Source organism: Candidatus Electronema sp. TJ, from assembly GCF_048287355.1.
In the GTDB taxonomy this organism is placed as follows: domain Bacteria; phylum Desulfobacterota; class Desulfobulbia; order Desulfobulbales; family Desulfobulbaceae; genus Electronema.
Map to the genome: position 1 here is coordinate 1 of NZ_JBLWEP010000038.1, position 17,158 is coordinate 17,158.

18 protein-coding genes and 3 tRNA genes are annotated in these 17,158 nt (G+C 59.2%); 8 read left to right on the top strand and 13 right to left on the bottom strand.

Annotated elements, in window-relative coordinates:
• From bioB to ACNKID_RS04605, 4 genes are all read right to left on the bottom strand, one after another.
• A partial coding sequence (bioB, locus tag ACNKID_RS04590; RefSeq protein ID WP_417912256.1) for a biotin synthase BioB occupies positions 1–950 on the bottom strand: 950 nt, incomplete at its 3' end.
• Between the two features lie 6 nt (positions 951–956).
• A complete protein-coding gene (locus tag ACNKID_RS04595) occupies positions 957–1,574 on the bottom strand; it encodes a hypothetical protein (RefSeq protein WP_417912257.1) in 618 nt (205 codons plus the stop codon).
• Complete coding sequence (gene amrA, locus ACNKID_RS04600) at positions 1,562–2,146, bottom strand: AmmeMemoRadiSam system protein A (RefSeq protein WP_417912258.1); 585 nt, start codon at positions 2,144–2,146, stop codon at positions 1,562–1,564. The genes ACNKID_RS04595 and amrA overlap by 13 nt, the downstream gene beginning before the upstream one ends.
• Positions 2,143–2,718, bottom strand: a complete 576-nt coding sequence (locus ACNKID_RS04605; RefSeq protein WP_417912259.1) for an LEA type 2 family protein — start codon at positions 2,716–2,718, stop codon at positions 2,143–2,145. The genes amrA and ACNKID_RS04605 overlap by 4 nt, the downstream gene beginning before the upstream one ends.
• Positions 2,719–2,786: 68 nt before the next feature.
• Here ACNKID_RS04605 and ACNKID_RS04610 point away from each other — a divergent pair.
• Positions 2,787–2,876, top strand: a tRNA-Ser gene (locus tag ACNKID_RS04610).
• A 130-nt stretch (positions 2,877–3,006) separates the two neighbouring features.
• Here ACNKID_RS04610 and ACNKID_RS04615 read toward each other — a convergent pair.
• The 6 genes from ACNKID_RS04615 to ACNKID_RS04640 form a co-directional block, all read right to left on the bottom strand.
• On the bottom strand, positions 3,007–3,972 hold the full coding sequence (locus tag ACNKID_RS04615; protein ID WP_417912260.1) for a GDP-mannose 4,6-dehydratase: 966 nt from the start codon (positions 3,970–3,972) through the stop codon (positions 3,007–3,009).
• A complete protein-coding gene (locus ACNKID_RS04620; RefSeq protein ID WP_417912261.1) occupies positions 3,969–5,120 on the bottom strand; it encodes a glycosyltransferase family 4 protein in 1,152 nt (383 codons plus the stop codon). The genes ACNKID_RS04615 and ACNKID_RS04620 overlap by 4 nt, the downstream gene beginning before the upstream one ends.
• Positions 5,111–5,899, bottom strand: a complete 789-nt coding sequence (locus ACNKID_RS04625) for a glycosyltransferase family 2 protein (RefSeq protein WP_417912262.1) — start codon at positions 5,897–5,899, stop codon at positions 5,111–5,113. The genes ACNKID_RS04620 and ACNKID_RS04625 overlap by 10 nt, the downstream gene beginning before the upstream one ends.
• A gap of 684 nt (positions 5,900–6,583) precedes the next feature.
• Positions 6,584–6,748, bottom strand: a complete 165-nt coding sequence (locus ACNKID_RS04630) for a hypothetical protein (RefSeq protein WP_417912263.1) — start codon at positions 6,746–6,748, stop codon at positions 6,584–6,586.
• On the bottom strand, positions 6,745–7,236 hold the full coding sequence (locus ACNKID_RS04635; protein ID WP_417912264.1) for a type II toxin-antitoxin system VapC family toxin: 492 nt from the start codon (positions 7,234–7,236) through the stop codon (positions 6,745–6,747). Before ACNKID_RS04635 ends, ACNKID_RS04630 begins: the two co-directional genes overlap by 4 nt.
• Before the next feature lie 110 nt (positions 7,237–7,346).
• Entirely contained in the window at positions 7,347–8,969 is a 1,623-nt protein-coding gene (locus ACNKID_RS04640) for a sigma 54-interacting transcriptional regulator (RefSeq protein ID WP_417912265.1), read from the bottom strand.
• A gap of 69 nt (positions 8,970–9,038) precedes the next feature.
• Between ACNKID_RS04640 and ACNKID_RS04645 the strand changes: the two genes are divergently transcribed.
• Positions 9,039–9,124 (top strand) — tRNA-Ser (locus ACNKID_RS04645).
• Between the two features lie 19 nt (positions 9,125–9,143).
• Positions 9,144–9,237: transfer RNA gene (locus ACNKID_RS04650), tRNA-Ser, on the top strand.
• Between the two features lie 76 nt (positions 9,238–9,313).
• Here ACNKID_RS04650 and ACNKID_RS04655 read toward each other — a convergent pair.
• From ACNKID_RS04655 to ACNKID_RS04665, 3 genes are read right to left on the bottom strand one after another with little or no spacing between them, the layout of a single operon-like run.
• Positions 9,314–9,769, bottom strand: a complete 456-nt coding sequence (locus ACNKID_RS04655) for an SH3 domain-containing protein (protein ID WP_417912266.1) — start codon at positions 9,767–9,769, stop codon at positions 9,314–9,316.
• Positions 9,770–9,795: 26 nt separating this feature from the next.
• A complete protein-coding gene (locus ACNKID_RS04660; RefSeq protein WP_417912267.1) occupies positions 9,796–10,737 on the bottom strand; it encodes a 4Fe-4S binding protein in 942 nt (313 codons plus the stop codon).
• Between the two features lie 6 nt (positions 10,738–10,743).
• Complete coding sequence (locus ACNKID_RS04665; protein WP_417912268.1) at positions 10,744–10,893, bottom strand: hypothetical protein; 150 nt, start codon at positions 10,891–10,893, stop codon at positions 10,744–10,746.
• 223 nt (positions 10,894–11,116) lie between these two features.
• Here ACNKID_RS04665 and ACNKID_RS04670 point away from each other — a divergent pair, with 223 nt between their 5' ends.
• The 5 genes from ACNKID_RS04670 to groL all read left to right on the top strand — a co-directional run bounded on the left by ACNKID_RS04670 (position 11,117) and on the right by groL (position 17,019).
• Positions 11,117–12,490 (top strand): hemolysin family protein, encoded by a 1,374-nt coding sequence (locus tag ACNKID_RS04670; protein ID WP_417912269.1) that lies wholly within the window; start codon positions 11,117–11,119, stop codon positions 12,488–12,490.
• A gap of 216 nt (positions 12,491–12,706) precedes the next feature.
• A complete protein-coding gene (gene nadB / locus ACNKID_RS04675) occupies positions 12,707–14,311 on the top strand; it encodes an L-aspartate oxidase (RefSeq protein ID WP_417912273.1) in 1,605 nt (534 codons plus the stop codon).
• 54 nt (positions 14,312–14,365) lie between these two features.
• On the top strand, positions 14,366–14,794 hold the full coding sequence (locus tag ACNKID_RS04680; RefSeq protein WP_417912270.1) for a hypothetical protein: 429 nt from the start codon (positions 14,366–14,368) through the stop codon (positions 14,792–14,794).
• A gap of 208 nt (positions 14,795–15,002) precedes the next feature.
• A complete protein-coding gene (gene groES, locus ACNKID_RS04685) occupies positions 15,003–15,293 on the top strand; it encodes a co-chaperone GroES (protein WP_417912271.1) in 291 nt (96 codons plus the stop codon).
• A gap of 67 nt (positions 15,294–15,360) precedes the next feature.
• A complete protein-coding gene (groL, locus tag ACNKID_RS04690) occupies positions 15,361–17,019 on the top strand; it encodes a chaperonin GroEL (RefSeq protein ID WP_417912272.1) in 1,659 nt (552 codons plus the stop codon).
• Positions 17,020–17,158: the final 139 nt, after the last annotated feature.

Sequence of the window (17,158 nt, forward strand, 5' to 3'; positions counted from 1 at the left end):
CCCATCTCGCGCAGGCGGGCGATGTCCTGCGCGGCAGGATTGCCCTGCGTGGTGAGATAATTGCCGACAATCGCGCCGTTCGCGCCTGCGGCGAAGCAGCGGTATTGGTCCGCGCCAAGCTGCTGGCGGCCTCCGGCCATGCGGATTACGGCCTCCGGGTTGAGGAAGCGGAACAGGGCCACTGCGGAGAGCACGTCGTTCAGCGGCAGAGGCTTGAGCTGCCCCAGCGGCGTGCCGGGAATCGGCGTGTGGATGTTGACAGGGATGGAGCGGATGCCCAAGGCGCGCAGCTCCAAGGCCAGCTCAATCCGGTCCTCCATGCTTTCGCCCATGCCGATGATGCCGCCGGAGCAGAGCGACATGCCTGTCTTGGCTGCCGTCTTCAGCGTCTCCACCTTCTCCTGCCAGGTGTGCGTGGTGCAGATCTCGTTGAAACGCCGTGCGCAGGTCTCCAGATTGCAGTGATAGCGGCTCACGCCCATCGCCGTCAGCTGCCGCGCCATCTCCTCGTCCAGCAGGCCCATAGAGGCGCACAGCTCCAGCTTGGTCTCCTGCCGGATCTGCTCGTACAGCACGCTGAAATGCGGCAAAGCTGCTTTGTCCGCCGCCCTGCCGCTGGTGACCAGCGAGATGCGCTCCGCGCCGCAGGCCGCGCTGCTGTGGGCGACGCGCATGGCCTCGTCCGGGTCGATCATGGCGTAGACCGGTGCGCCGGTGCGGTAGCGGGCGGACTGGGCGCAGAAGCGGCAGTCCTCGGAGCAGGCACCGCTGCGGGCACTGATGATCGCGCAGAGGTGGAAGTAATCGCCCTGAAAGCGGCGGCGGAGACGGTCGGCAGCGGCCCAGAGCTTGGGCTGATCAGGATAACGGGCCAGCAGCAGGGCGGTTTCTCGGCTCACCGCCTTGCCTTCGGTGATTGCGCTGAAGGTGTCTCGGAGCAGATCGGCCATGACAGGTCACTGTGATAAAGAAGAAGGTTGAACAAGAGCGGGCGGCCCCAGCACGATCATCTCGGCAATGGTCTTCCTGACCTTGGGGAAACGCTGGCGGCAGCCGCCGAGCAGCCGGTTCTCTAAATCCGCCAGCCGGGTGAAGAGCAAGGTGCGGTCCATGCGCGGCGCGGCATCTTCACCCTGAACGATCTCCTGGCAGCGGAAGCAGCCGGGAAAGCGCAGCTGCTGGCCGTCAGGCCGGGTCAGAGCGGCGGGCACGCCGTGCATCCGGCAGACCAGAAGGCGGTGCTCGTAGAGGGCGCAGAGGCCGTTCTCATTGAGTGGGCACATGAGCTGGGGCCGCCTGCCTGCGGCGAGCTGCACTTGGCTCTTCCAGAGATAGTCCTCGGCCTGGCGGACGATCTTGGTCTGCGTCCGCGTCTCCAGCCGCCGCAGACCCTGCCAGAGATACGCCCATTCGCAGTAGGTGTGGTGGAAGAACCACGAGTCGCAGCAGTTGTCCGGGCAGCCTTGGCAGCTCAGAGGAATCTCGCCGGCCACGCGCCGGTAGTCCTCCTCCAGCCCGCTGTAGATGTCTGCCAGCTCGGCGGCCAAGTTCGGCGGCAGCATCAGTTCGTCCATGCGGGCGGCTCCTCTTCGGCAAAACGCACGGCCTGATAGGTCTGCACGGTCAGGCCTCCGCTGCGCCATGCGCTACCCGGCAGCCCGGCCTTGCGGCAGAGCTGCTCCAGAAAGACTTCAGGATCGGGCAGCTCATGCCAGACCTGCGGCAGAAAGGTCGCGCCCATGCCCTGCGGCATCTTGATGATCACGCCGTCAATCCGTGGCCGCAGCTTGCAGAGCAGCTCCTCGCCGTCTGCATAAGCCAGATGCTGGGGCGCGGTCAGCACCGAAATTTCGATCCGCAGATCCGGCAGCTCGTCAGCGGAGAGCATGGGGAAGCGTCTGTCGTGAAAGGCTGCGCTGACTGTGTGCCGCCGCACTGCGTCCGCAAGCGGCTCAATGCCGATCAGGCTGCCGATGCAGCCGCGCAGCTGGCCATGCTTGAGCAGGCTGACAAAAACGCCGCGATGCTCTTGGAACACCGGATCGTCAGGCAGCTCCGGCTCCTCCCTCTTCCGTCTGCCGAACTCCGCCTCCAGCGTGCAGCGGGCGAACCGCAGCAGCAGCCCGCCCTGCTCCGCGCTGATCATGAACGCTTCTCCGGCGGCAGGCTGCCTTTGAGCGAGAAGGGAATGCGCTCGCCGCTGCCCTGCTCGCCAAGGAGAATCTTGCCGGTCAGCTCATATTCCAGCGGCTTCGCTTGGCCTGAAGGAGGTGCTCCGCCGCTCTGGATTAGCTCGATCACCGGCCCGACCAGATCAAACATCCCAGCATAGACCAGCACCGGCACCGTGGCGGAGCCGGAGGCGGGCACAGTCACCGGCTCGCTGCTGATGCCGTTGGCGAAGGACTTGCCGTTGACCTGCAAGGCACAGCTGAGGCCGCGCAGCGCCAGCGGCTCGTCGTCGTTGTTGATCACCCGCAGCTGGAGGCGGAAGATGGTCTCCAGCCCTTTGATGCCTTGCAGCTCAATGTCGGCGAGCGAGACTGCGGGCGCGGTTATCTTCTTCTTGGTCAGAGAGGCGCAGCCTCCCAAGGGCAGCAGAGCAAGAGCGAGCAGAAGGGCGAGCAGTGTTTTCATAGGCGGCTGGCTGTTGATTTGGCGGAGAAAGAGCGGCTGCGTCAGTCTCTGCCTGACGCGCTCGATGAACAGTAAATGCATTTTGCCCGCTTGTCAACCGCTTGTCCAGCTTGACGCGCAGGCTTTTTGCTGGTAAAACAGCAGCGGACGGAGGGATGCCGGAGCGGCTGAACGGGACGGTCTCGAAAACCGTTGCGGGGGCAACCCCGCCCAGGGTTCGAATCCCTGTCCCTCCGCCAGCCTTTCTTCCCTCCTCAGCACGCCTCCTCCTTTCCTGTCGCCCCAGCAGCAGCTTGCAGATGGGTGTCATGTTTATCTTATTTTTCTCCAAGAAACAGCAATACGCAGGCCACAGTCAATCCGAAACAGTCAGTTTCCGCTGTTCCGCTTGTGCCGGACCATCTCCCGCACCACGTCTTCAAGCTGGAAGGCCGCCTTCCAGCCCAGTTCGCGTTCAGCCTTGGCTGGATTGCCGCAGCCCTCGCGGATGTCCGCCGGACGGAGCAGCGTTGGATCAGCAAGCACATGCTTGCGCCAGTCAAGGCCGACCTCCTCAAAAGCGAGACGGACAAAATCTTCCAGCGGTCGGCTGCGTCCTGTGGCGATGACATAATCCTGCGGCTTGTCCTGCTGGAGCATCAGCCGCATGGCCTGCACATAATCCGGTGCCCAGCCCCAGTCGCGGCGGATATCCATGTTGCCCAGATGCAGCTTCTCATCGCTGCCAGCGGCGATGCGGCAGGCGGCGGCAATGATCTTGCCGGTGACAAAGCGTTCCGGCCGCAGCGGCGACTCATGGTTGAACAAGATGCCGGTGCAGGCAAAGAGATTGTAGGCTTCCCGGTAGTTGGCTACGATCCAATGCGCGGAGGCTTTAGCCACAGCATACGGACTGCGTGGCCGGAAGGGAGTTTCCTCGTCCGCCTTGGTCCCGCCAGTGTCGCCAAAGCACTCGCTTGACCCAGCATTGTAAAAGCGGATCGGCCTGCGGATGAAGCGGATGGCTTCGAGAAAATTCAAGGCGGCGGTGCTGATGCTCTCCAGCGTCTCCACCGGCTGTTCAAAGGAAAGGCCGACCGAGCTTTGTCCGGCAAGATTGTAGATCTCATCCGGCTCAATCTCCTGCAAGGCGGTGAGGACGCTGCGGAAGTCATTGACCGCAATGGACAGCGTGCGCACGTGCTCACGGATGCCTATGCTCCGCAGGTTGGCAAAGGAGCAGGTCTGAGCGTCGCGGGATGCGCCATAAACCGCATAACCGTTCTCCAGCAGCAGCTGGGCGAGATAGGCACCGTCCTGACCGGACGCGCCGCTGATCAAAGCTTTCTTCCTCATCGTTCCTCCGCTATGTTTCGCAATATGCGCAAAGTCTGCGCCGCTGTCCGCTCCCATGTGAATGCGCCCGCCCATGCTTTGCCCTGCTCAGTCCGCTGCCTGCGTTCTGCTGCGGAGAGACGCAGTGCCTCTTTGATTTTCGCTGCCAGCAGCTCCGGTTCTGGGGCCTGCACATAGAACGCCGCTTCGCCGCCTACTTCTGGCAAGGAAGCCGCCCGAACCGTCAGTGCCGTCAGTCCGGCTGAAAGGGCCTCAAGCACTGGCAGGCCAAAGCCCTCGTAGGTTGACGGCAGCACAAACAGATCGGCTGATTGATAGAGCGTCCGCAGCTCTTGTTCTGTCAAGCCGCTGAGGCGCAATGCCTGTTCCGGCTGCCTGATCTGAAGCAGGCTCTTGTTCAGCGCCGCTTCGCCCCGGCGGCCCTTGCCCACCAGCACAAGCTGATGCGGCAGCTCCCCTTGCAGCAGGGCGAAGGCAGCAACGAGCTTGTCCACATTCTTATGCGGATAACTGTGCGCCACGCAGAGCAGGAAGGGCCTGCGGACATGCAGCCTGCGCAGAATCTGCTCCGTCTCTTCTGGCTCACGCTGCTGCTTCCCGGCAAAGTCATGGCTCACGCCCAGCAGCGTCGCATGAACCTTGTCTGCTGCGGCAAAGCCATGACGGATGACCTCCTGCCGCGAGAATTCCGAGATGGTCAAGACAGCCTGACAGCGGCGGCAGGCTGTCCGCACCAGCGCATCCAAGGCCAGCCGCTCCATCCAGCGCATGTCTTCGGGGTGGCTCTTGTATTGCAGATCGCAGACCGTCACGGCCTGCGGCGAAAAGCAGACAGCCGGGGCCGTGTAGCCAGGCGACCAAAGCACGTCCGTCCGCGCCGTGCGGGCGGCGAAAGGCAGGAGGAATTGTTCGGCAAGAATACGCAGCGGACGCGCCGCCGCCCGGCAGGGGATCGGGTGGAATTCAATCTGCGGAAAAGCTGCCAAATCCGCCCGCAGCAGGCGGTCATTTTCGCGGTTGGTGAATAGAACCAAGGTCTCGCCGCTGCTGCGAAGCGCGGCCATCGCCTTCAGCGTCTCGCGCAGATACACCTCAGTGCCGCCAACATCGCCAGGCACGAGAAAGAGAGTGTTGATGCCTATGCGCATGATTTTCTCCGGCGGGCCATGAGCGAATACGCGCCAACGATGCCCCAGCGGACGCAGTAATGAATCAGCGTCTGCGGGGCAAGACTGCCTGCGTCGGCCCTTGCTGCTTCATATTCTTCTTGAAACTGGCGGGCGAAATGCTGGCCGCTGATGGACTGCTCATGCCAGCGGAAGGCGGCCAGCGGCCTGCCCGGCACCTGCGCCGCGCCGCCGCTGCGCCAAAGCCGGAGAATAAAATCATAATCCCAAGCTGCCCGCATGTTCTCGCGCAGCGGCCCAGCCTGCTCAAAGGCCGAGCGGCGAAAAAACAGCGCGGGCTGAGAAAGATAGTTGATGCATTGGTAGGTGAAGCGGGAGGAGATTGGATAAAACAATTCCTTGAAACGGGTGATGGCGGAGCGGATTTCCCGTCCCTGCGCATCAATGATCGGGCAGCCGCCGAAACAGATGGCCGCGTCCGGCCGCTGCTCAAAGACCTGCCGCACCCGCTCCAGCGCACCGGGATAGTAGATGTCGTCCGCGTTCAGCCAAGCCAGCACATCGCCGGTCGCCGCAGCCAGCCCCTTGTTGATGGCGTTGGCCGGGCCAGTGTCTTTCTCGATAATCGTTCTGGCGATTTTGCTAGCATGTCTGGCGATGATCTGATGAGAAGCATCTGTGCTGCCGCCGTCGACGACAATGTATTCCAGCTCGACATCCGCCTGAGCAGTCACGCTGGCCAGCGTCTGCTCAAGGAATCTGCCGCCGTTGTAGTTCGGGGTTATGATCGAAAAGCGCATGGATATGTTTTTTTTGTCAGCATAAATAGAGACAAGCCGCCGGTGTTTCCTGCGGCTCACCGCTGCATCAGATGCGGCATTTCAAATTTGGGATGGCGCATCTGTCGGACAGACGAGCCATCCATAATATAGGCAGGCCAAACAATATTTCCTGCGGCTCGATCCAAATTTGATGCGGGGCATTTCAAACTTGGGATGCCCCATCTGTCGGACAGGCAAGGCAGCTATAATATAGGCGGGCCAAACAATATTTCCTGCGGCTCAATCCAAATTTGGTGCAGGGCATTTTAAACTTGGGATGCCGCATCTGTCGGACAGGTAAGGCATCCATAATATAGGCAGGCCAAACAATATTTCCTGCGGCTCGATCCAAATTTGATGCGGGGCATTTCAAACTTGGGATGCCCCATCTGTCGGACAGGCAAGGCAGCTATAATATAGGCGGGCCAAACAATATTTCCTGCGGCTCAATCCAAATTTGGTGCAGGGCATTTTAAACTTGGGATGCCGCATCTGTCGGACAGGCAAGGCAGCTATAATATAGGCAGGCCGCCTGAAATATAGGCGGCATAACATACGATGCTGCTGGAAACAGCTGTTCCCGCAGTGTGTTGTGCGCAAGAAATGCAACGTTTGTCCCCTGCTGACGTGCCAGCTCACGCAGGGCCTGCGCAATGTCAGGCGTTAATGAGATTTTGCGGTGTTCTTATCAGATTTGTCCGCAAACGAAACAATCTTTCTTCCGCTCTTCCGCTCCTCTTCTTGCAGAGCCTTAACTATTGCCTTGACATTATAATTGAACTGCGCCGCATGTTCTTCTCTTCCCTTTCTTATCTCCTCAACTATCATGTCTCTCCACATAGTATTTCTCCCATTAATTCTTCAGGCGTACATATTGTCGGCATGTTATACTCAGACCGAGCGCAAAGTTCCGATATATTCTTTCTGATTTCGGCGTTGGCTATGTGCCTGCAATTCCACGTGAGCAGATAGTCAATTCCATGTATTGCCGCAATCGCAATATGAATGGCATCTTCGGCGTATTTTTCAGGAACTATTTTTTCAGAAATTATCTTCCCAGTTAAATTAGTCACTTCATCATTAAGCTGAAGTAAAGGAATATCCTTTAAGATGAATAATCTTCTCTCTGCTGCCTCCTTGTCCCCTCTGCCCGCTTCCTTTATAACAAGCTGTGAAACATATAACTCGAAGTTTTTCCGTCTGAAATCCCACCATGCCTGTGTTATCTGCTGATGACCTGCGGTAATCAGGTCTCTGCTTATCCGGGCGGCAAGATAGCTTGCCACGCTTGTTTCGATATAAACTTTAGCTTTCATATATAAGTTAGTTGTTATTAGCATAACAAGGATATTGCCGGATATGTCCCTCAGTCAATATTGTCTCTGCCGGATAAAAAAATGCAAGATGATGCTTTCCTTCGTTCCCCTCACTTCACCTTGTACTGCTTCGGATCAATCCCGTAGTTGTGAATCTTGTAATTGATGATCCGCAGGCTGGTCTCCAAGCGTTCCGCAGCCTTGGTCTGGTTGCCGTTGCATTGCTTGAGGGCCTCGATGATCAGGTCGCGCTCGAAGTTCTCCACTGCTTGAGTGAAGGAAAGCGGACTGCCGGAGCTGCCGCCCACGCTTTCCGCGCTTTGTAAGGTCGGCGGCAGATGCACTGAGGTTATCGCGCTGGAATCGCAGATCAGGACAGCGCGTTCCATGCAGTTCTGCAATTCGCGGACATTGCCCGGCCAGTGGTATTTGATCAGCAGATCAATCGCGGATGTGGAAATGCGCTCGATCTTCTTGCCATTCTCGCGGCTGTACTGCTCAAGGAAATAATCAGCGAGCAGGAGGATGTCGGTGCGCCGCTCGCGCAAAGGCGGCAGATAAATGGGGAAGACATTGAGGCGGTAGTAGAAATCTTCGCGGAAGCGGCCTTCGCGCACTGCCGCTTCCAAGTCGCGGTTGGTGGCCGCAACCAAACGGATGTCCGCCTTGATCAGTTCCGCGCCGCCCAGCCGCTGGAAGGTGCGCTCTTGAATCACGTTGAGCAGCTTGACCTGCACCGCGGTGCTGATCTCGCCGATTTCATCGAGAAAGAGCGTGCCGCCCTGAGCCTGCTCGAAACGGCCCATTTTCCGCTCCACCGCGCCGGTGAAGGCACCTTTCTCATGGCCGAACAACTCGCTTTCGAGCAAAGTTTCCGGCAGGGCGGAGCAGTTGACGATGACAAAGGGCTTCTTCGCCCGGCCTGAATTGTGATGCAACGCCTTGGCGACCATAGATTTGCCGGTGCCGGATTCCCCGCGCAGCAGCACAGTGGCGTTGGAGTTCGCCACCCGATGCACCATCGCGAACACTTCCTGCATCCGCGAGGAATTGCCGATGATCTCCTCAATCCGGTTCTTGGCCGACAGCTCGCGCCGGAGCTGCTGATTCTCGCGGCGCAGGGCATCCTTTTCCCGGCTGACGCTCTGGATGCGGTGGACAGTCTGCGCAATCAGGGCGCTGACGATAGTCAGAAAACGCAGATCTTGCTCCGCCTGCTGGCCGAAGTCTGGGCCGTAGCAGCGGTCCACAGAAAGTGCGCCGATGCAGCGGCTCTGCGCCCGGACATGCCCCTCGCTCAGGGCGGCCTCGTTCTCCACCGTGGCCTTGATCGGCACGCAGATGAAGGAGCTTTTCCGCTTCTGCTCCTCGCTGCGCATCCCGGTGCGGTTGAGGAACAGCGGCTCCTGGCCGATACAGGGGACAAAGACCGGCTCGCCGCCCGCCACCACCCGGCCTGTTATTCCTTCGCCAAGCTTGTATTTTCCTTTTTTCCGCGCCGCCGCCGTGCTGCCGCAAGCCACTTCAATCTCCAGCTCCAGCGTCAGCGGGTTGACGATGGTCACAGTGCCGTTCTCCATTTTTTTCATTGCCGCAAGGATGGCCACCGCTTTGTCCAAAGCCTCCTGCAAATCGGTGGCTGCGGCAAGATTTCTTGTGATTTCATAGAGGCAGGAAAGATCCTGCATGGCGATGGCCTGGTCAGCCGAGACTGCGCCCGCTTCAGCGTTCATAAGTGAATCAGAGACAGAGATTGTTGACAAGAAATATTGAACATGGTATATCCTCTGCTGCGGGAAGCTGGAGGAATGGCCGAGCGGTTGAAGGCGGCGGTCTTGAAAACCGTTGTGCGAAAGCACCGTGGGTTCGAATCCTACTTCCTCCGCCATACACACGATGCGCATCCCGGAGAGATGACCGAGAGGCCGATGGTGCTCGCCTGCTAAGCGAGTGCAGGGACTTAAATTCCTGCCGAGGGTTCAAATCCCTCTCTCTCCGCCACGAACTGAAAACCCGCTCCTGCATCAGGAGCGGGTTTTTGTGTTTCCATGAACCGCAGCTCAGTGCGCATCGCGCCTCAGAAACCCCAGAGCAGAGTGTCACTCACCCAGCCGGTCACGCCGTCCTGCTTGACCTTGACCCAGCCTTTCTTTTTTTCCAGCGTTTTGAAGACCACGCCGTAGCCGGCTTTGGCGACCACGCCGCCCTTTTGACTTGGCTGGCTGCGGAGATTGACCTTTTTCCGCGTCTTGACCACCATGTGTCCTTCCTTGCTGGCCGCAGTTTTGTGAATCCAGCCGGTGGAGTTCTCAAAATCTTTGACCTGAATCCAGTTGCCGGAACGCTTCAGCACCTTCAAGGGAAAACCCTTACCCAGGGTCCACAGCACCTTTGCTTTTTTTCCATCAGGCCCGGCCAGCATTTTCGCGTTCTCGCGGCTGACCGAAACCATTTCCGCCAAGGCTGCTGCTGTGTGCAGCGTCAGCAGGGCCAAGGACAGCAGCAGGATGAGACAGGATGATTTCTTCTTCATGTGCGCTCCGTTAGATAAATAAGGGTTCAAGCGGAAGGATTCTTATTGCGCAGTTTCCGCAGGGTGCCGTCAAAAAGGCTCGGTCTGATTTTGGTTTTGGCCAGATCAGGCCCAAAGACCGGGAAACCGGCGACTTCCACAGAAATCGCGTCAAAGGCGCAGGCTTCGGTCATGCACTTCATGCAGTTGACGCACTCGCAGCTGTTGGGGGTCTGATTGAATTTGATCTCCACCGGACAGACCCGGTGGCAGACTTCGCAGCCAGTGCAGTTTTCCTCGTTGAGCTGGAGCCGGATCAGCTGCCAGCGGCTGAACAGGGCGTAGAAGGCACCCAGCGGGCAGGCGGTGCGGCAGAATGGCCGCGAGGCGAAAACCGACCAGACCGTGAAGCCAAGGGCGATGGCCAATTTGTTGACAAAAAGCCAGCCCACCGCGCCGCGCAGGTTCGGATCAAGAATCAGCATCGGAATCCCTGCCTGAAAGGTGCCTGCCGGGCAGACATATTTGCAGAACCACGGCTGGCCCATGCCGCTGCTGTTGACAAAGATCAGCGGAAAAACGATGACCAGCAGAACAAGGACAGCGTATTTCAGCCAGTTCAGCGATGCAGGAATCGAAAACTTGCGCGAAGGCAGCTTGTGTAGCAGCTCCTGAAAAAAGCCGAAGGGACAGGCCCAGCCGCAGATGAAACGGCCAAAGACCGCGCCGAACATGCCGATGGAGCCGAGGACAAAGAAGCCGAGATAATACTGGCCGAACTCAATCGAGCTGCGGATGTTGGCCAAGAGCTGCTGCAAGCTGCCCATCGGGCAGAAAGCGGTGGACGAAGGGCAGGAATAACAGTTCAGCCCTGGCGAGCAGACCACCTTCATCGGCCCCTTGTAAATGGTGCGGGTCCACGGGAAGGCCATGTAGCCGTTGACCAAGAAAAACCAGACCCCCTGCACCCACTTCCGCGCACGTTCCATGACTTGTCATCCTATGCCGATGCAGCTCAGGCAGATGGATTTGGCCTGCTCCAGCACCCGCGCCGGCTCGTTCAGCGTCACTCCGGCCAGCCAAAGCAGCAGGAAAAAGACCAGCAGCACGAACGGGGTCTTGCGAATCGCGATTTTTTTCCGCATTGCCGCATCTCCTGTTTATGATAGTTCATCCACGCTGAGGCGGCCTCAGTCAGGGGGTAATGTAAGCAGGTCAGAGAAAGGCTGTCAACAAGAATCGGACAGCGCGTGCCGGGGCGGCGGGATGAATTTATTCTGGCCATCCATGCAAGAACTTGTTATATTTTCAAGCAAGTTTTTCCTGCTGGCTGCCAGCAGGCCGTTTTTTTCCGCAGTCTTCAGGCGCATGGGAGGGAAAATCGCTTTGGGCGGTTCAGGGTGGGAAATTCTGATTATTTTTTTTCTGCTGGTCGCCAACGGCGTGTTTGCCATGGCGGAAATTGCTGTGGTCTCAGCCCGCAAGGCCAAACTCCAGCAGCTCGCCGAGGCAGGCGATGCCAAAGCCCGCGCCGCCTTGGATTTGGCGAACGATCCGAATCAGTTCTTGGCCGCTGTTCAGATCGGCATCACGCTGGTGGGCATTCTGGCGGGAGCGTTCGGCGGAGCCACGCTGGCCGAGACGCTCGCCCCCTATCTCAGCTGGATTCCCCTGCTGGAGCCGTATGCGGAGACTGCGGCGGTTGTGCTCGTCGTGCTCTGCATCACGTATTGCTCGCTGATCATAGGCGAGCTGGTGCCGAAGCGGCTGGCCCTGAACAACGCCGAAGGCATCGCCATGACCATGGCCGGGCCGATGCGCCTTCTGTCCGCCGCTGCCGGGCCTGCGGTGCGGCTGCTCAGTGTTTCCACCGAGCTTGTCATCCGCCTGCTGCGGATCAAGCCTTCCGACGAGCCGTCCATCACCCCGGAAGAGCTTAAAGTCCTGATTGAGCAGGGCACGGAAAGCGGGGTGTTCGAGGAGAGCGAGCAGGACATGATCGAAAATGTCCTCCAGCTGGACGAGCGGCGGATCAGCGCGTTCATGACTCCGCGCACCCAGATCGTCTGCTTCGACATCGAGGACTCGCCGGAGGACATCCGGCGCAAGGTGGCGGTCTGCCAGCATTCCCGCTTTCCTGTGGTCAAGGGCAGTCTGGACAACGTGCTGGGCATCGTCCGGGCCAAGGACATGCTCAATCAGATGCTGTCCGGGCAGCCGCTGGATATGAAGGTGCTGCTGCAGCCGCCCTTGTTCGTGCCGGAAAGCATGAGCGCACTCAAAGTGCTGGAGCTGTTCAAGCAGCAGCGGACGCATCTGGCCTTGATCGCTGACGAGTACGGCGGCATCCACGGCATGATCACCCACAACGACATTTTGGAGGACATCACCGGCTATGTGCCGTCCGCGCTTGCTGGCGGGCCTGCGGAGCCGCAGGCGGTGCGGCGCGATGACGGCTCCTGGCTTTTAGACGGTCTGCTGTCGATTGACGAACTCAAGGAAATCTTTGAGCTGGAAAAGCTGCCGGAAGAGGAGCACGGCCATTATCAGACCGTCGGTGGCTTGGTCATGAGCCAGATACGGAGCATTCCTATGGCTGGGCAATGGTTTGAATGGGGCGATCTGCGTTTTGAAGTGATGGACATGGATGGCCGCCGCGTGGACAAGGTGCTGGTGACCCGAGCGGCGGCGGCAGAGCAGGAAGCTGAGCCGACGGTCTGCATCGTCCCCTGTCGGCCTTGACATGCGGCAGATACGGCCGCACATGGCGTATGTGCGGCTTGACATGAGGCATATGAAGCCTCACATGAGACAGATACGGTCTGACATGAGGCATGTCAGGCCCGACGAGCCGCATGTCTGCCCTCACATGAGACAAATACGGCCCGACCTGCGGCATGTCAGGCCGCCGCAGCCACCTCTCCGCCTCATCCTGCCGCAGGAGGCTTCTTGAGCAACATGTTCACCACCGACATTCTCATCATCGGCAGCGGCGTGGCCGGTCTGTCTTTCGCCCTCAAGACTGCGGCGTTCGCCCGCGTTGTCCTGATCACCAAAAAGAAAAAGGCGGACACCGCCACCAATCTGGCGCAAGGCGGCATTGCCGCTGTTCTTTCCGCCGAAGACCGGCTGGAGGATCACATCAGCGACACGCTCATTTCCGGCGACGGGCTGTGTCACGAGGACATTGTCCGCCTTGTCGTGACCGAAGGCCCGGACCGGGTGCGCGAGCTGGCCGCGCTTGGCGTGAACTTTCAGCGCGGCGGAAGCGGCGAGGATTTTGATCTCGGCATGGAAGGCGGTCATTCGGCGCGGCGGGTGGCGCACGCCAAAGACCTGACTGGCCGGGAGATCGAGACAGCCCTGCTTGCTCAGGTCTATGCCAATCCGCAGATTGAGGTGCTGGAAGACCACATGGCCATTGATCTGCTCATCGAGTCCAAGGTCACGGGCCGAAAAGAGGGCAATGACCGCTGCCTTGGCGCATATGTGCTTAATCGCGGCACAGGCGAGGTCGAAACATGGCGGGCGAAAGTCACGGTGCTGTGCAGCGGCGGCTGCGGCAAGGTCTACCGCTACACCACCAACCCGGACATCGCCACCGGCGACGGCGTGGTCATGGCCTGGCGGGCCGGGGCGCAGGTGGCCAATCTGGAGTTTGTTCAGTTTCATCCCACCTGTTTCTTCAACCGCTATGTCAAGAACTTCCTCATCTCCGAGGCGGTGCGCGGCGAGGGCGGCGTTCTGCTCAACGAGCAGGGCCAGCCCTTTATGCGGCACTATGACCGCCGGGGCGACTTGGCCACGCGGGACGCGGTGGCGCGGGGTATTGACGCGGAGATGAAGAAGAGCGGCGCGGACTGTGTCTATCTTGACATCAGCCACAAGGGCCGCGATTTCCTTCAGCAGCGGTTCCCCAATATTTACAGCACCTGCCTGAAATATGGGGTGGATATCAGCAGCCAGCCGATTCCGGTGGTGCCTGCGGCGCATTACATGTGCGGCGGCGTGCGGACAGACGAATGGGGACGGAGCACGGTGGGCAATCTTTTAGCCTTGGGAGAGACCGCCTGCACCGGCCTGCACGGCGCGAACCGGCTGGCCAGCAACTCGCTCTTGGAGGCGGTGGTCTTCGCCCATCGGGCTGCGCAATGGGCGCAGAAGAACTGGCCGGAGCTGCAGGCGCAGTCACTGCCGAACGTGCAGGTCTGGCGCACCGGCTTTGCCCGCTCCATCGAGGAAAACGTGCTGATCAGCCATAACTGGGATCAGGTGCGGCAGCTGATGTGGGATTATGTCGGCATCGTCCGCAGCCAGAAGCGGCTCCAGCTCGCGGCCCGGCAGCTCGCGCCGATCCTCGCCGAAACCACAGAGCATTTCCATAACTACCTGCTCACGCCGGATTTGATCGAGCTGCGCAACATTGTTTTGATCGCCGAGCTGATCATCCGCAGCGCAGCCCTGCGGCAGGAGTCGCGCGGCCTGCATTGCATCACGGATTTCCCGGACAAGAACGACGCGCAGTTCGGCAGGGACACGGTGCTGGAGAAGAACGGCGGCTGAGGCTTCCGCCCGGCAGCCGGGCAGCTTGCTCAGCAAAATGAGCTGTTCGCCTCATTGTCCGGGCGGAAAAAATATGGTTTACTTGTGATTAAGCGAAGGCCGGATGAAACTGCCGAGTCGATGGCAGGAACTTGCAATCCATATGTTGTCGGCGGCGGAGCAGAACTAAAGCCCCCCTTTCATCCGGCACAAGCTTGCGCTCGCCGTGCCAACGCAGTGCAGGACAAGTTTGATCATCCTCTCTTCAAGTCAGCCTCGAAGCGTGGGAAAGAACTGAAAAATCCGGGGCCGCAAGGCCCCGGAGAGTCCGTTTGCAAAGTTTTCCCGGCCAAAGCAAAGAAAACAGTGACAGCGCAAGCTTTCTCCTCAGCGGCTGCGGCAGATTTTTCTCTCCTCCTCTCGCAGCCGCTGTTTTTTCGCTCCTCCCAATTTCATGCCGCAGACGAAGCAGCTGGACGCAATCAATGTTTGGACCAAGACTGATCAGCTTTAATTTTTCGTTTTATTTCAGGCTGAACCGATAAAAATATTTTTTTCTGACCCTCTCCCCTTGATTTTCTCCGGCCTGTTCCTATTGTTTGGCCAGTCAAGCTGACAGGAACTTGCTCCTGTCCGAATCAGCACATGTGAGCCGGAGAATTCCGGCCTCAGAAACATCACAACACAAATTCTGCAACAGGAGGATCATTCCATGAACATCCGTCCGCTGAATGACCGTATTCTGGTCAAGAGACTGGAGGAAGAGGAAAAAACCGCAGGCGGCATCATCATCCCCGACTCTGCCAAAGAGAAACCCGCTGAGGGCAAAGTGATTGCTGTCGGCGCAGGCAAGCGGAATGATGCCGGCCAGCGGATCACTATGGATGTCAAGGCTGGCGACCGGGTGCTGTTCTCCAAATACGGCGGCACCGATGTGAAGATCGGCAGCGAGAAATACCTGATCATGCGCGAGGAGGACATCCTCGGCATCATCGAGGAATAAGCGCGTCCCCGCCTGCTGTTCAATCAAACGTCATCAACGCTCAACGCTATACAAGGAGTGAAGTGCAATGTCTTCCAAAGAGCTGAAGTACGGAGCCAAGGCCCGCGAGTCCATGCTGAACGGTGTCAACACCTTGGCCAACGCCGTGAAAGTCACCCTCGGCCCGAAAGGCCGCAACGTCCTGATTGAGAAGTCCTTCGGTTCGCCGGTCATCACCAAAGACGGCGTGACTGTTGCCAAAGAGATTCAGCTGAAGGACAAGTTCGAGAACATGGGCGCGCAGATGGTGAAGGAGGTTGCCTCCAAGACCTCTGACGTGGCCGGCGACGGCACCACCACCGCCACCGTTCTGGCTCAGGCCATCTACACCGAGGGCGTGAAGATGGTTGCTGCTGGCGCGAACCCGATGGAGATCAAGCGCGGCATTGACGCGGCAGTTGAAGCAGTTGTCGCCGAGCTGAAGAGCATCTCCAAGCCGACCAAAGAGCAGAGCGAGATCGCTCAGGTCGGCACCATCTCCGCCAACAACGACAAGACCATCGGCAACATCATTGCCGAGGCCATGGACAAGGTTGGCAAAGAGGGCGTGATCACGGTTGAGGAAGCCAAGTCCATGGAGACCTCCTTGGATGTGGTCGAGGGCATGCAGTTTGACCGTGGCTACCTGTCCCCGTACTTCGTCACCGATGCGGAGCGGATGGAAGTCAGCATGAGCAACCCGCTCATCCTCATCAACGAGAAGAAAATCTCCAGCATGAAGGACATGCTGCCGATCCTTGAGCAGGTCGCCAAGATGGGCAAGCCGCTGCTGATCATTGCTGAAGATGTGGACGGCGAGGCGCTGGCAACTTTGGTTGTCAACAAGCTGCGCGGCACCCTGAATGTGGCCGCAGTCAAGGCTCCTGGCTTCGGCGACCGCCGCAAGGCCATGCTGGAGGACATCGCCATCCTCACCGGCGGCCAAGTCATCACCGAAGATCTGGGCATCAAACTGGAGAACGTCACCCTCAACGACCTCGGCACTGCCAAGCGCGTGGTGATTGACAAGGACAACAGCACCATCATTGACGGCGACGGCGACAAGGACAAGCTGGCTGCCCGCGTGAAGCAGATCCGCGCCCAGATCGATGAGTCCACCTCTGACTACGACCGCGAGAAGCTGCAAGAGCGTCTGGCCAAACTGATCGGCGGCGTGGCCGTGATCAATGTCGGCGCAGCCACCGAAGTGGAGATGAAGGAGAAGAAGGCCCGTGTTGAGGATGCGCTCAACGCCACCCGCGCCGCAGTAGAAGAAGGCGTGGTTCCTGGCGGCGGCGTGGCCTTCATCCGCTGCATCAAGGCCGTTGAGGCCCTGAAGCTCGAAGGCGAGCAGAAGCTGGGCAAGCAGATCATCATCCGCGCTCTGGAAGAGCCGGTGCGCATGATCGCCGCCAACGCCGGTCTGGAAGGTTCTGTCGTTGTCGAGAAGGTAAAGGCCATGGCAGGCTCCCACGGCTTCAACGCCGCCACCGAGCAGTATGGCGACTTGGTTGCCGACGGTGTCATTGACCCGGCCAAGGTTTCCCGCACCGCGCTCCAGAATGCGGCTTCCGTTTCTGGAATGCTGCTGACCACCGAGTGCATGATCGCTGAAGAGCCGGAGAAGGAAGGCGCGGCTGGCGGCGGCATGGGTGGCATGGGCGGCGGCATGGGCGGCATGGGCGGCGGCATGGGCGGCATGATGTAAACCGTCTCAGCCTCAGCAGCCAAACTGCCTGAGCAACAAAGCGGCAGACTTCCCAGCAAGGGGAGTCTGCCGCTTTTTTTTAATAGACCTCTTGCATACCTGTCTCTGCGTCGAATGGCTGCGCCAAGCATGTGTTTGA

Coding starts and splice junctions, on each gene's coding strand:
- ACNKID_RS04595 (WP_417912257.1), bottom strand. CDS start 1,574: ATGGACGAACTGATGCTGCCGCCGAACTTGGCCGCCGAGCTGGCAGAC.
- amrA (WP_417912258.1), bottom strand. CDS start 2,146: ATGATCAGCGCGGAGCAGGGCGGGCTGCTGCTGCGGTTCGCCCGCTGC.
- ACNKID_RS04605 (WP_417912259.1), bottom strand. CDS start 2,718: ATGCATTTACTGTTCATCGAGCGCGTCAGGCAGAGACTGACGCAGCCG.
- ACNKID_RS04615 (WP_417912260.1), bottom strand. CDS start 3,972: ATGAGGAAGAAAGCTTTGATCAGCGGCGCGTCCGGTCAGGACGGTGCC.
- ACNKID_RS04620 (WP_417912261.1), bottom strand. CDS start 5,120: ATGCGCATAGGCATCAACACTCTCTTTCTCGTGCCTGGCGATGTTGGC.
- ACNKID_RS04625 (WP_417912262.1), bottom strand. CDS start 5,899: ATGCGCTTTTCGATCATAACCCCGAACTACAACGGCGGCAGATTCCTT.
- ACNKID_RS04630 (WP_417912263.1), bottom strand. CDS start 6,748: ATGATAGTTGAGGAGATAAGAAAGGGAAGAGAAGAACATGCGGCGCAG.
- ACNKID_RS04635 (WP_417912264.1), bottom strand. CDS start 7,236: ATGAAAGCTAAAGTTTATATCGAAACAAGCGTGGCAAGCTATCTTGCC.
- ACNKID_RS04640 (WP_417912265.1), bottom strand. CDS start 8,969: ATGAACGCTGAAGCGGGCGCAGTCTCGGCTGACCAGGCCATCGCCATG.
- ACNKID_RS04655 (WP_417912266.1), bottom strand. CDS start 9,769: ATGAAGAAGAAATCATCCTGTCTCATCCTGCTGCTGTCCTTGGCCCTG.
- ACNKID_RS04660 (WP_417912267.1), bottom strand. CDS start 10,737: ATGGAACGTGCGCGGAAGTGGGTGCAGGGGGTCTGGTTTTTCTTGGTC.
- ACNKID_RS04665 (WP_417912268.1), bottom strand. CDS start 10,893: ATGCGGAAAAAAATCGCGATTCGCAAGACCCCGTTCGTGCTGCTGGTC.
- ACNKID_RS04670 (WP_417912269.1), top strand. CDS start 11,117: ATGGGAGGGAAAATCGCTTTGGGCGGTTCAGGGTGGGAAATTCTGATT.
- nadB (WP_417912273.1), top strand. CDS start 12,707: ATGTTCACCACCGACATTCTCATCATCGGCAGCGGCGTGGCCGGTCTG.
- groES (WP_417912271.1), top strand. CDS start 15,003: ATGAACATCCGTCCGCTGAATGACCGTATTCTGGTCAAGAGACTGGAG.
- groL (WP_417912272.1), top strand. CDS start 15,361: ATGTCTTCCAAAGAGCTGAAGTACGGAGCCAAGGCCCGCGAGTCCATG.